Here is a 12,806-nt window from a genome sequence, read left to right as displayed (position 1 = left end):
CCAACTGTGGGAGCGAGCCTGCTCGCGATGGGGCCATTACATTCAACATTCTTGTTGACTGACACACTGCCATCGCGAGCAGGCTCGCTCCCACATTTTTGATTGTATTTCAGGCTGGGATGGATTGATCCAGCGCCACACCCGCACCCACAAGCCCGGAATACGGTGCCGTCACCAGCCACACCGGGATGCCCTTGAAGTAATCGCTCATGCAACCCTTGTCAGCGAAGCACCGGGCAAACCCGCTTTCGATAAAGAAATCGGCAAACCGCGGAATCACCCCGCCAACAATGTACACGCCGCCGCGTGCGCCCGTGGTCAGCACGTTGTTGCCGGCCACGCGACCGAGCCAGCAGCAGAACTGCTCAAGCACTTCGAGGGCAATCGGATCGCCCGCCAAACCGGCCGCCGTAATGGCTTCCGGCGTTTCAAGCACAGGCGCGTGACCATCCACCGCGCAGATCGCCCGATAGACTCGCGGCAAGCCGCTGCCGCTCAACGCCGTCTCAGCGCTGACATGACCGATCTCATTGAAGATGTGCTGCCACAGCTGAGTTTCGCGCGGACTGCTCAGGGGCAGGTCGACGTGGCCGCCCTCACCCGGCAACGCGGCGAAACGGCCTTCGCCCAAGTCGAGCAACGTGCCAACGCCCAGGCCAGTACCAGGGCCGATCACCACCGCCGGCCGCAACGGTTGCGGTGTGCCTTCGCAGACCACCCGAAACTCGTCCGGCTGCAAACGGGTCATGCCCAGCGCCATCGCCGAGAAGTCGTTGACCAACAGCAGTTGATCCACCTGCAAGGTCTTGCAGAAACCCTTGCGGCTCAGTCGCCAGTGATTGTTGGTGAACTTGAATTCATCGCCGCTCACCGGGCCGGCCACGGACAGGCACACCGAGCCGATCGAACCCAACGCCAAGCCGAGCCCGCTCAGATAGAGGGCAATAGCCTCTTCCGGGCTGGCGTGATCGGCCGTCGCCAGCACCTGGATCGATTCCAGCTGCTGGTTTTTCCACAACGCGAAACGTGCGTTGGTCCCACCGATGTCACCGACCAAAGCCAGTTTCAATTAAGCGTCTCCAGGGCAGAAGTAAAGGCGCTGGCGCCCTGCTCTGCGGAGCTGAAGGCCATGCGCATGAAACCAAACAGTTCGCGACCGCTGCCAATGTTATTGCCCAACAGGCCCTTGGCCGGCGTGCGCGCTGCGAATTCTTCGGCGTCCACCTTAAGCTCCAGAGTGCCTTTGACGCCATCGACGCGGATGATATCGCCCTCTTGCACCCGCGCCAAAGCGCCGCCCACATACGCTTCAGGGCTGACATGAATGGCCGCCGGGATTTTCCCCGACGCGCCGGACATGCGCCCGTCAGTCACCAACGCGACTTTGAAGCCGCGATCCTGCAACACGCCAAGGAACGGCGTCATCTTGTGCAGTTCCGGCATGCCGTTGGAGCGCGGGCCCTGGAAGCGCATCACGGCTACGAAGTCCTTCTCGAGCAAACCAGCCTTGAACGCATCGGCCAGATCCTGCTGATCCTGGAACACCATCGCCGGTGCTTCGACGACCTGGTTTTCCAGCGCAACGGCGGAAACTTTCATCACACCACGACCGAGATTGCCTTCCATCACTCGCAAGCCGCCCTCCGGGGAGAACGCGCGAGCGACCGGACGCAGGATGTTTTCGTCGAGGCTTTCGATAGGACCTTCGCGCCACACCAACTCGCCGTTATCAAGGAACGGTTCCTTGGTGTAACGGCTCAGGCCATGGCCGAGCACAGTGTTGACGTTTTCGTGCAGCAGCCCGGCTTCCAGCAGTTCGCGGATCAGGAACGACATGCCGCCCGCCGCCTGGAAGTGATTGATGTCGGCTTTGCCGTTCGGGTAGACGTGGCTCAGGGTCGGCACGACTTCGGAGAGGTCGGCCATGTCCTGCCAGGTCAGTTGAATGCCTGCGGCCATGGCGATGGCCGGCATGTGCAGGGTGTGGTTGGTCGAGCCGCCGGTGGCGTGCAGCGCCACGATGGAGTTGACCAGCGAACGCTCGTCGACGATTTCGCCGATCGGCATGAAGTCGCCGCTCTGCTTGGTCAGGCGGGTGACCTGGTGCGCGGCTTCGCGAGTCAGGGCATCGCGCAGCGGGGTGTTCGGGTTGACGAAAGAGGCGCCCGGCAAGTGCAGGCCCATGACTTCCATCAGCAACTGGTTGGTGTTCGCCGTGCCGTAGAAGGTGCAGGTGCCAGGGCTGTGGTAGGACTTCATTTCCGATTCCAGCAGCTCTTCGCGGGTGGCCTTGCCTTCGGCGTAGCGCTGACGGACATCGGCTTTCTGCTTGTTGGAAATGCCCGAGACCATCGGCCCGCCCGGCACGAAGATCGTCGGCAGATGACCGAAACGCAATGCGCCCATCATCAGGCCCGGCACGATCTTGTCGCAGATACCCAGCATCAGCGCACCATCGAACATGTTGTGGGACAGCGCGACGGCAGTGGACAGCGCGATCACTTCGCGACTCGGCAGGCTCAGCTCCATGCCTGGCTCGCCCTGAGTCACGCCATCGCACATGGCCGGGGTGCCACCGGCGAACTGGCCGACGGAGCCGATCTCACGCAGGGCTTTTTTGATTTGTTCAGGGAAGACTTCGTACGGCTGATGCGCCGAGAGCATGTCGTTATATGACGAAACAATCGCAATGTTCGCGGAGTTCATCATCCGCAGACTGTTTTTGTCGTCGGTGCCGCAACCGGCCACACCGTGGGCGAAGTTGGCGCATTGCAGCTTGCCGCGCATCGGACCATCGCTGGCTGCACCGCGAATCAGTGCAAGGTAAGCCTCACGCGTGGCGCGGCTGCGGGCGATAAGCCGTTCGGTGACCTCAAGGACGCGGGGATGCATGTGTAGAACTCCAGGCTAACGGATGTGGCGACCTGATTGTCTATGCTGAGCAAGAGCCGTTGTCGATGGGATGACAGACGGTTTTCTTGATCGGTCGGACCAGTTGACTCAGGTCACTCGTTGTAGATTGAACAAAATATTGCCATTAAAAAGGCTTGTTTTCTATTTTTATGCGAATAATCTTGTAATTCCAACAACAAAACGACGGCGGCCCTGTTAAATGACTCTTCGAATCGCAATCAATGGTTTTGGCCGTATTGGCCGTAACGTCCTGCGCGCACTGTATACCCAGGGCTATCGTCAGGATCTGCAGATCGTTGCCATCAATGACCTGGGCGACAGCTCGATCAACGCTCATCTGCTCAAGTACGACACTGTTCACGGCACGTTCGACGCCGATGTCCAGCACGACAACGAAAGCCTGACCGTCAACGGCGACCGGATTTCTGTCAGCGCCATCCGCAACCCGGCCGAACTGCCATGGGCTGCGGAGAAGATTGATGTCGTATTCGAATGCACCGGTCTGTTCACCGACCGGGCCAAAGCCGCCGCGCATATTACGGCCGGCGCGCGCAAAGTGATCATCTCGGCCCCGGCCAAAGGTGCCGACGCCACGGTGGTCTATGGCGTTAACCATGACATTCTGCGCCAATCGCACCAGATTATTTCCAACGCCTCGTGCACCACCAACTGCCTGGCCCCGGTGGCCCAGGTGCTGCACCGCGAGCTGGGCATCGAAAGCGGTCTGATGACCACAATCCACGCCTACACCAACGATCAGAACCTCACCGACGTCTACCACACCGACCCGTACCGCGCCCGTTCCGCCACCCAGAACATGATCCCGAGCAAGACCGGCGCCGCTGAAGCGGTCGGCCTGGTGCTGCCCGAACTGGCGGGCAAGCTGACCGGCATGGCGGTGCGCGTTCCGGTGATCAACGTCTCGCTGGTCGACCTGACCGTGCAGCTCAAGCGCGAAGCGTCGGCCGATGAAGTGAACGCGCTGCTCAAGGAAGCCAGCCAGCACTCGAAGATCCTCGGTTATAACACCCTGCCGCTGGTCTCCAGCGACTTCAACCACAACCCGCTGTCGTCGATCTTCGACGCCAACCACACCAAGTCCAGCGGCAAGCTGCTCAAGGTACTGGCCTGGTACGACAACGAATGGGGTTTCTCCAACCGCATGCTCGATAACTGCCTGGCGCTGTGCAACGCCGAATAAGCAAAGGGGCACAACGCCTCATTCTGCGTTGACGCGCACCTGTAGGAGCTGCCGAAGGCTGCGATCTTTTGATCTTGATTTTCAGCGATCCCGAGAAGAAGCCAGATCAAAAGATCGCAGCCTTCGGCAGCTCCTACCCGGTGTTAGCAAAGCCGAATAAGCGTCGTGCCATGTCGGCGTGTGACGCCAGGAGCAGCATTCGATGATCGGTATCAGCTTTACGCAAAAGACCATGGCGGCGCGCAAGCGTATCGCCCTGGTCGCCCATGATCACTGCAAAGTGTTTTTGCTGGACTGGGCCGAGCGGCAGAAAGACAGGCTCGCGCAACATGAACTGGTGGCTACCGGCACGACGGGGTTGTTGTTGCAACAACGCCTCGACCTGCCCGTGGAGAGCATGATCAGCGGCCCCTTGGGCGGCGACCAGCAACTCGGCGCGCGAATCGCCGAGCAGCGGGTCGACATGCTGGTGTTCTTCTGGGACCCGTTCGAACCGCAGCCACACGACCCGGATATCAAGGCGTTGCTACGCGTCGCGGCGGTCTGGAACATTCCCGTTGCCTGCAATGAATGCAGCGCCGACTACCTGCTCAGCAGCCCGCTGATGGAGCAGGCGCACCTGCACCGCATCCCCGATTACGCGACCTATCTGCTGGGTCGCGCGTAAACCTTCACAAATCAGTGCTTGACCACTCGAGCGGATGATAAGCATTATCATTCGCTCGAAATGGATCAGGTCCTCCCGTGAGTCAATCGCGCTTCAATCACGTCTTCATCGCCCAGCGAGTCTCTCTGCTGCGCACGCTGGAGCGGATGGTCAATAATCACAGCACCGCCGAAGACCTCCTGCAGGAGACCTACCTGCGCGTGACCCGTGCGCTCAGCGAACGGGCCATCGATCACCTTGAACCCTTCGTTTTCCAGACCGCCCGCAACCTGGCGCTGGACCATTTGCGTGCGCGACGCATCCAGTCGCGCACTGTGCTCGACGACGTGCCGCTGGACGTGATGGAAAGCGTCGCCGCACCCGTCAGCAGTGCCGAGGACGCTGCCCATGCCGAACAGTTACTGGAGCGATTGAACGTGAGCCTCAGTGAACTCAGCGCCCGTCAGCAGCAGATTTTCATCCTCAGTCGCCTGCACGGGCACAGCTACCTGGAGATCGCCGAGAAGCTGGGTGTGTCGTTGAGCACCGTGCAGAAGGACTTGAAGCTGATCATGGCGATCTGTATCGGCGTTGCCGAACGGTTAAACGGTGACTGAGCCCTCTTGGGCTCATTCTCCGTTCGCCTGTATCGACTGCGCTGACCATCAGGCTTTGCTACCCTTGCCCCTCTTTCAAGCTTCACTAAAAAACAGCCGTGCACAGACACTGCCGAGGAAACACCGTGACGGACACTCACCGCCCCCCTTCGCCTTCCCCGGCGCAGGACCCCGCAAGTGCGATGGACCAGGCCCTGGACTGGCTGATCGTGCTGGGCAGTCCGAGCGAGGAACAGACCCGACAATTTCATGAATGGCTGGCCGCCGACCCCTTGCATGCGCAAGCGTTCGACAAGGCCCAGGCCATCTGGGATGGCCCGCAAGTCGTGCAGTGCGCGCAGAGCCTGGCCGCGCAGCCGCCGAAGGTGACCGTCCTGTCACGCCTGCGACCGCACTGGATACCCCTGGCCACCGCAGCGGTGTTGATCCTGGGCCTGTTCAGCTTCAGCAACCTGCCGATGCGCTTGCAGGCCGATCACTTGACCGTGGTCGGTGAACGCCAGCGCCTGCAACTGGAAGACGGATCGAAAGTCCTGCTCAATACCAATTCGGCATTCTCCAGCACCATCAACGATCAGCAACGCGTCGCCCGCCTGTATCAGGGCGAGGCGTTTTTCGAAGTGCCGGCCAATCGCGGCCAGCCGCTGGAAATCGACGCCGGGCCGGTGAAGGCCAGCGTGCACGATACGGCGTTTGCGGTGCGCTACCTCGATGGCGTGGCGCAGGTTCGGGTGCAGCGCGGCGATGTCGACTTGCGGGCGACTCGCGACGACGCGCGGATTCGCTTGTCCGCCGGGGAAAGCATCCGCATCGGCCCGAATGGTTTTGACCGGCCAGCCAAGCTCGATGCCGCGACCGATCTGGCCTGGGTCCAGGGTCGACTGGTGTTCGAGAATTGCCCGATGAGCCAGGTGCTGGCGGAACTGCGTCGCTACTATCCAGGCTGGATCATCAACAACAACGAACAATTGGCCGACATCGCCGTGACCGGCAATTACCGCCTCGACCAACCGCTGGACGTGGTCCGCTCACTCGCTCACATCACCTCGGCACGGCTCCGGGAATTCCCGGCGCTGGTGATCCTGAACTAAATGAGAATTATTTTTACTCGATAGCCGAAGCCCGTACGTCTCGTTATAGCCAATGCAATTGATTCGCATCTCTAATGCCAATCAGCACCTATAAGATTCGTGCGACACGGAGCGCTATCGATGTCCTCTCGCCTTACCCGCCAAGCCTCTACACCTTCCCGCGTGCTCTCACTGCTGACCGCCGCCATCCTGATGGCAGGCAGCGCGCCGCTCATGGCCGCCACCGCCGCCGAGCAGCCGGCGCGCAACATGGGCGACTACTCGTTTGCCATTCCTCAGCAGTCACTGGTCTCAGCGCTCAATGCGTTTACCGCCGTGACGGGCTGGCAGGTCGGCTTGCCGGCCGAGCTGGCGCAAGGCGTGGCCTCGCCGGGCGTGCGCGGCTCGTTGCCGCCGGAAAAAGCCCTGGATCGCCTGTTGGTGGGGACCAACCTGAGCTATCGCAAACTGGGCAACAACAACATCGTGCTGGAGAAGCGTGCCAGCAGCGGCGCCCTCAACCTGGAACAGGTGACCATCAGCGCCACCCGCCAGGAACAAAGCGTGGAAAGCGTGCCGGGCACCGTCACCGTCCACACCCGCGACGAGCTGGATCACAACAACGTCAACACCATCAAGAACCTGGTGCGTTACGAACCGGGCGTTTCGGTGGGCGGCGCCGGTCAGCGTGGCGGAATCAGCGGCTACAACATCCGTGGCATCGACGGCGACCGGATCCTGACCCAGGTCGATGGCGTCGAAGTACCGAACGACTTCTTCAACGGCCCCTACGCCAAGACCCAGCGCAACTACGTCGACCCGGAAATCATCAAACGCGTCGAAATCCTGCGCGGCCCGGCCTCGGTGCTCTACGGCAGCAACGCCATCGGCGGCGCGGTCAGCTATTTCACCCTCGATCCGGACGACATCATCAAGCCCGGCAAAGACGTCGGCGCGCGCCTGAAAACCGGTTACAGCTCCGCCGACGAAAGCTGGCTGAAGTCCGCCACCGTCGCCGGCCGTGCCGATCAGTTCGATGGTTTGCTGCATTACAGCCAACGCGACGGTCACGAAACCGAATCCTACGGTAGCAACAACGGCACCGGCCTTGCGCGCACCGCCGCCAACCCGGAAGACGTGCGCACCAGCAACGTGCTGGCCAAGATCGGCTGGAACTACAACGAAGATTCGCGCCTGGGCCTGACCTACGAAAAGTACAAGGATGATCGCGACACCGATCTGAAAAGCGCCTACGGCGGTCCGTACTCCAACGGCCAGCCGGCTGTTCCGACCAGTATTCTGCCCGGCGGTATGTACCAGTGGCGCACCGGCAACGACACCATCACCCGCGAGCGCTTCGGCCTGGAACACAGCTTCGCCCTCGACAGCCTGCTGGTGGACAACGTCAAGTGGAGCCTGAACCATCAGGTCGCCAAGACCGATCAGAGTACCGAAGAGTTCTACTACCCGATCTCACGCAAAGTGCTGCGCACCCGGGAAACCCTGTACGAAGAAAAGCAGTGGGTCTTCGACGCGCAACTGGACAAGGCTTTCAGCATTGCCGACACAGAACACCTGCTGACCTATGGCACCACGATCAAGCAGCAGAAAGTCACTGGCTCGCGCAGCGGTAATGGCACTTGCCTCGAAGTCTTTGGCAGTTGCCGGGTCATCGGCGCGGTCAGCCCGAACGATGTCCTGAGAAAATCCAGCGACTTCCCGGACCCGACCGTCAACACCTACAGCCTGTTCGCCCAGGATCAGATCAGCTGGGACAAATGGACCTTCCTGCCAGGCCTGCGCTACGACTACACCGACCTCAAGCCGCACATCACCCAGGAATTCATGAACACCGTGGCGGCCGATGGTCGCGGCACCGTCAGCAACGAGCACAAGACCTGGCACCGTGTGTCGCCGAAATTCGGCCTGACCTACGCCCTGACCGATCACTACACTTGGTACGGTCAGTACGCCGAAGGTTTCCGCACCCCGACCGCCAAGGCGTTGTACGGGCGCTTCGAGAACACCACCACCGGTTATCGCGTGGAACCCAACCCGGGCCTTGAACCGGAAACCAGCAAAGGCTACGAAACCGGGCTGCGCGGCAATTTCGAGTCCGGGTACTTCGATGTGGCGGTGTTCTACAACAAGTACCGCGACTTCATTAATGAAGATGCGGTCACACCCGGTTACGACGAGCTGACCTTCCAGAGCAACAACATCCGGCACGCCACCATCAAGGGCGCGGAGTTCAAGGGACGTCTGAACCTCGATGTATTCGGCGCGCCACAAGGTCTCTACACCCAGGGTTCGGTGTCCTATCTTTACGGTCGCAACAACGACACCGGCGAACCGATCAACAGCGTCAACCCGCTGACCGGCGTGCTGGGCCTTGGTTACGACCAGGGCAACTACGGTGGCTTGCTCAGCTGGACCCTGGTGAAGAAGAAAAACCGCGTCGACGACAGCAACTTCAAATCACCGGACGGCGTCAGCACCCAGTTCAAGACACCGGGCTTCGGCGTGCTGGACCTGACCGGGTTCTACAAGGTGACCGACGACGTGACCGTCAGCGCCGGTGTCTACAACCTGACCGACAAGAAGTACTGGCTGTGGGATGACGTGCGCGGTTACGACGGCGTCGGCGAGGCCTCGGTCATCAGCCCGGCCAACCTCGATCGCCTGACTCAGCCGGGTCGCAACTTCGCAGTCAACCTGGTCTGGGATATCTGAGCCTGCCCACCTCGCTGCGCGGTTTTATGAAACCGCACAGTGAGGATTTTTTACTGTCAGGCGTCTTCTTATTCGTCTCGTTACCAAGCGCCCCTATTCCTCAAGGATTTCTCATGACCACTGCTCAACGCCCTGCTCTGCGTTCGCAACGTTTGAATCAGATCACCCACGAGCCACATTCCAGACTCGATGCGCTGGTCAAAGCCCACGCACCGTTCGAAACCCAGGCCAACTTTGCCCGTTTCGTGGTTGCCCAGTACTTGTTTCAATCGGAACTGGTGTCGCTGTACAACGATGCAGAGCTGACGGCGATCGTTGCGGACCTGCCGGCTCGATGCCGAGCCGAAGCGGCCAAGGCGGATCTCGCAGACCTGGAAACCGAAGTTCCGGCGCCCGTCGCCGGTGCAGTGAAGAACCCGACCAAAGCCGAAGCGCTGGGTTGGTTGTTTGTGTCCGAAGGCTCGAAGCTCGGTGCCGCGTTCCTGATCAAGCGTGCTGTCGGCCTGGGCTTGAGCGAAACCTTCGGTGCCCGTCACCTCGGCGAACCGGCCGGTGGTCGCGCTGAAGGCTGGAAGAGTTTCGTCAAAACCCTTGATGGCCTGGAGCTCAATGCGCAGGAAGAAGCCGATCTGGATAAAGGCGCGATCGATGCGTTCAACCGCTTCACCGTGTTGCTGGAACAGGCTTGCGCCACCACCCCCGAACTCGCCTGACTGAATGCACTCCCCTGTGGGAGCGAGCCTGCTCGCGATAGCGGATTAACATTCACCCACGGTGTTGAATGTGATATTGCCATCGCGAGCAGGCTCGCTCCCACAGGGACCGGGCAAGTCCGCAAGATCTCCGATCAAACCTCACACGCCTTCCCTTGAGCCCCATGCCCCACCCTGCCTCCTCCAAACTCGCCCGCATCCTCTTCGGTCTACTGGCTTACATCAGTCTGGGTATCGGCCTGGTCGCCATCGTCGTTCCGGGCCTGCCGACCACCGAGTTCATCCTGCTCGCCGCCTGGGCCGCGACCAAGAGTTCGCCGCGCCTGAGTGCCTGGCTGGAAAACCATCGGCTGTTCGGGCCGATCCTCTGCAACTGGCGCAACGGCAAAATCATCGCCCGTCGGGCCAAGGTCAGCGCCACCGTCAGCATGCTGCTGTGCGCCGGGTTGATGCTGGTCATGCTTGATCATGGCTGGCCGATTTACCTCGCCATCGCGGGCATGAGCCTGGGCAATCTGTGGATCTGGTCGCGACCGGAATCATTGCCGCAACCGTCCTGAGCAACACCGGGGTTTTTCCCCGTTTTAACCCGCTTTTCGGCACATTTTCCCGCGCAAACGTTCAACCATGACCGCTCGTCGGCACCCACCTCATGCAACCCCCGACCCTCGCCGATGTGCAGTGAATGGCGCTGAATGGACTCGGCGAACCGGGTCGACCACGACTCACAGCCAACACCTCATCCCTTCGCGAGTTCGCCCTATGTTCAACTCTCTGTCCATTCGCCTGAAAATCGTTCTGCTGTCCGGCCTGTGCCTGCTGGGGGTGGTCGTGTTGATTGTCGGCATGAACATCTACCAGACCAATCAGAACGATGAACTGGTCAGCGCCTCCAGCAGCAAGATGCTCACCGCCAGTGTGCAGAACCTGCTCCAGGCCAAGGCTGCCGAGCAAGCCGTGCGGGTGCAGAAGACGTTCGGTGAAAGCCTGATGGTGGTGACCGCCCTGGCCGATCAGATCAAGGACATGCGCAACATGGCCGCCAAGCGTTCGCTTGAGGCCGGTGCCCTGCGTGAAGAGTTGAACCAGAGCCTCAAAACCGCCTTCGAACGCAACGCTAAAGTGCTGGGGATCTGGCTGGCGTTCGAGCCCAACGGCCTGGACGGCAAGGACAGCGAATTCGCCAATGACGCCGCTCGCCAGTCAAACGAAGCCGGACGTTTCGCCAGTTACTGGAGCCGCGCAGGGGGTGCCGGGATCAACACGATCATGGTCGAAGACGACATGACCAAAACCACCCTGAGCCTCAGCGGCACCCCATATAACAGCTGGTACACCTGCCCTCGCGACAGCAAGCGCACCTGCCTGCTGGACCCGTATGCCGACACCGTCGGTGGCAAGGAAATGCTGATGACGACCATTTCCGTACCGCTGCTGGTGGACGGCAAATCCATCGGTGTGGTCGGTGTGGACATCGCCCTCGACGCCCTGCAAGCGGCGGCGGTCGATTCCCAGCGTGATCTGTTCAACAGCGCCGGGCACATGCTGATCGTCTCCGGCAGCGGCGTGCTCGCCGGTTACAGCATTGACGCGAGCAAGGTCGGTAAAAGCATCGGTGAAACACTGGGCGCAGATGGCAAGGACGTCCTGCAATTGCTCAGCGGTGGTTCGCCGAAGATCCTCGAACAAGGCGATCTGATCCGTGCGGTATACCCGGTCAGCCCGATTGCCGATTCCAAAGCCTGGGGCGTGGTGATCGACCTGCCGAAACAGGTGCTGCTGGCCGATTCGGTGAAGCTGCAAGCGGTACTCGATGACGCCCAGCAAAGCGGCACGATCAAAGCGCTGCTGGTGGCGGTCATTGCCGGCCTGGTCGGTCTGTTGCTGATCTGGCTCACCGCGTCGGGCGTGACCCGGCCGATCAACAGCGTGGCGCAAATGCTCAAGGCGATTGCCAGCGGCGACGGCGACCTGACGCAACGCCTGCACTACAGCAAAAAAGACGAACTGGGCGAACTGGTCAGCTGGTTCAACCGCTTCCTCGACAAGCTGCAACCGACTATCGCGCAGATCAAACAGAGCATCACCGATGCACGCGGCACGGCCGACCAGTCTTCGGAAATCGCCCGTCAGACCAGCGAAGGCATGCAGGTGCAGTTCCGCGAAATCGACCAGGTCGCCACCGCCTCCAACGAGATGAGCGCCACCGCCCACGACGTTGCCAACAGTGCATCGAACGCCGCCAATGCCGCCAAGGGCGCCGATCAATCGGCCCGCGATGGCATGTCGATCATCGAGCGCAGCACCCGCGACATCAATCAGCTGGCCGATGAAGTCAGTAAGGCCGTGACCGAAGTCGAAGCGCTGGCGGTCAACAGCGAACAGATCGGTTCGGTGCTGGAAGTGATCCGCAGCATCGCCGAGCAGACCAACCTGCTGGCCCTCAACGCCGCGATCGAAGCGGCCCGTGCCGGCGAAAGCGGTCGCGGGTTTGCAGTGGTGGCCGACGAAGTGCGAAACCTGGCCAAACGCACCCAGGATTCGGTGGAAGAAATTCGCATCGTGATCGAACGCATCCAGACCGGCACCCGCGGCGTGGTTGCCACCATGCATTCGAGCCAGACCCAGGCCCACAGCAACGCCGGGCAAATCCAGCAAGCCGTGCAGGCCTTGAGCAAAATCAGCGACGCGGTCACCGTGATCAGCGACATGAACCTGCAAATCGCCAGTGCCGCCGAACAACAAAGCGCCGTGGCCGAAGAGGTCAACCGCAACGTCTCGGCGATCCGCACCGTCACCGAAACCCTGACGGGCCAGGCCACTGAATCGGCGCAGATCAGCAGCCACCTCAACTCCCTGACCACCCATCAAATGAAATTGATGGACCAGTTCCGGGTGTAATCCATAAAAGAT

General features: G+C 60.9%; 10 protein-coding genes and 1 pseudogene. 9 read left to right on the top strand and 2 right to left on the bottom strand.

Features of this window, described 5'->3' with window-relative positions:
- Nucleotides 1-109: 109 nt before the first annotated feature.
- Together ACYZUD_RS30600 and edd are read right to left on the bottom strand one after the other, a co-directional pair.
- Nucleotides 110-1,069, bottom strand: coding sequence for a glucokinase (locus ACYZUD_RS30600; protein ID WP_462021533.1), 960 nt, complete (start codon nucleotides 1,067-1,069; stop codon nucleotides 110-112).
- Nucleotides 1,066-2,892, bottom strand: a complete 1,827-nt coding sequence (gene edd, locus ACYZUD_RS30595; protein ID WP_462021532.1) for a phosphogluconate dehydratase — start codon at nucleotides 2,890-2,892, stop codon at nucleotides 1,066-1,068. The genes ACYZUD_RS30600 and edd overlap by 4 nt, the downstream gene beginning before the upstream one ends.
- Before the next feature lie 220 nt (nucleotides 2,893-3,112).
- Here edd and gap point away from each other — a divergent pair, with 220 nt between their 5' ends.
- The 9 genes and pseudogenes from gap to ACYZUD_RS30550 all read left to right on the top strand — a co-directional run bounded on the left by gap (nucleotide 3,113) and on the right by ACYZUD_RS30550 (nucleotide 12,794).
- Entirely contained in the window at nucleotides 3,113-4,114 is a 1,002-nt protein-coding gene (gap, locus tag ACYZUD_RS30590; protein WP_265040509.1) for a type I glyceraldehyde-3-phosphate dehydrogenase, read from the top strand.
- Nucleotides 4,115-4,316: 202 nt separating this feature from the next.
- Nucleotides 4,317-4,781 (top strand): methylglyoxal synthase, encoded by a 465-nt coding sequence (locus ACYZUD_RS30585; RefSeq protein ID WP_462021531.1) that lies wholly within the window; start codon nucleotides 4,317-4,319, stop codon nucleotides 4,779-4,781.
- Between the two features lie 77 nt (nucleotides 4,782-4,858).
- Nucleotides 4,859-5,377, top strand: coding sequence for an RNA polymerase sigma factor (locus ACYZUD_RS30580; protein ID WP_462021530.1), 519 nt, complete (start codon nucleotides 4,859-4,861; stop codon nucleotides 5,375-5,377).
- A 125-nt stretch (nucleotides 5,378-5,502) separates the two neighbouring features.
- Nucleotides 5,503-6,468 carry a FecR family protein gene (locus ACYZUD_RS30575; protein WP_462021529.1) on the top strand — a complete coding sequence of 322 codons (966 nt, stop codon included), beginning with the start codon at nucleotides 5,503-5,505 and terminating at the stop codon, nucleotides 6,466-6,468.
- Between the two features lie 120 nt (nucleotides 6,469-6,588).
- Entirely contained in the window at nucleotides 6,589-9,180 is a 2,592-nt protein-coding gene (locus ACYZUD_RS30570; RefSeq protein WP_462021528.1) for a TonB-dependent receptor, read from the top strand.
- A 113-nt stretch (nucleotides 9,181-9,293) separates the two neighbouring features.
- Nucleotides 9,294-9,893 carry a biliverdin-producing heme oxygenase gene (locus ACYZUD_RS30565; protein WP_462021527.1) on the top strand — a complete coding sequence of 200 codons (600 nt, stop codon included), beginning with the start codon at nucleotides 9,294-9,296 and terminating at the stop codon, nucleotides 9,891-9,893.
- Nucleotides 9,894-10,057: 164 nt separating this feature from the next.
- Entirely contained in the window at nucleotides 10,058-10,453 is a 396-nt protein-coding gene (locus ACYZUD_RS30560) for a YbaN family protein (RefSeq protein ID WP_462021526.1), read from the top strand.
- Between the two features lie 67 nt (nucleotides 10,454-10,520).
- Nucleotides 10,521-11,888, top strand: a pseudogene (locus ACYZUD_RS30555) (methyl-accepting chemotaxis protein); the annotation flags it as partial.
- 150 nt (nucleotides 11,889-12,038) lie between these two features.
- On the top strand, nucleotides 12,039-12,794 hold the full coding sequence (locus ACYZUD_RS30550) for a methyl-accepting chemotaxis protein (protein WP_462025136.1): 756 nt from the start codon (nucleotides 12,039-12,041) through the stop codon (nucleotides 12,792-12,794).
- Nucleotides 12,795-12,806 lie beyond the last annotated feature (12 nt).

The sequence above is a fragment of the Pseudomonas sp. XS1P51 genome, from assembly GCF_054897845.1.
The sequence above is the reverse complement of the archived record's forward strand: the minus strand, read 5'-3'. Positions and strand labels throughout refer to the sequence as shown.

Bases quoted from the DNA above. Each gene is read 5' to 3' on its own strand.
- ACYZUD_RS30550 (WP_462025136.1), top strand. From the start codon at position 12,039: ATGCAGGTGCAGTTCCGCGAAATCGACCAGGTCGCCACCGCCTCCAAC.
- gap (WP_265040509.1), top strand. From the start codon at position 3,113: ATGACTCTTCGAATCGCAATCAATGGTTTTGGCCGTATTGGCCGTAAC.
- ACYZUD_RS30565 (WP_462021527.1), top strand. From the start codon at position 9,294: ATGACCACTGCTCAACGCCCTGCTCTGCGTTCGCAACGTTTGAATCAG.
- ACYZUD_RS30560 (WP_462021526.1), top strand. From the start codon at position 10,058: ATGCCCCACCCTGCCTCCTCCAAACTCGCCCGCATCCTCTTCGGTCTA.
- ACYZUD_RS30585 (WP_462021531.1), top strand. From the start codon at position 4,317: ATGATCGGTATCAGCTTTACGCAAAAGACCATGGCGGCGCGCAAGCGT.
- edd (WP_462021532.1), bottom strand. From the start codon at position 2,892: ATGCATCCCCGCGTCCTTGAGGTCACCGAACGGCTTATCGCCCGCAGC.
- ACYZUD_RS30570 (WP_462021528.1), top strand. From the start codon at position 6,589: ATGTCCTCTCGCCTTACCCGCCAAGCCTCTACACCTTCCCGCGTGCTC.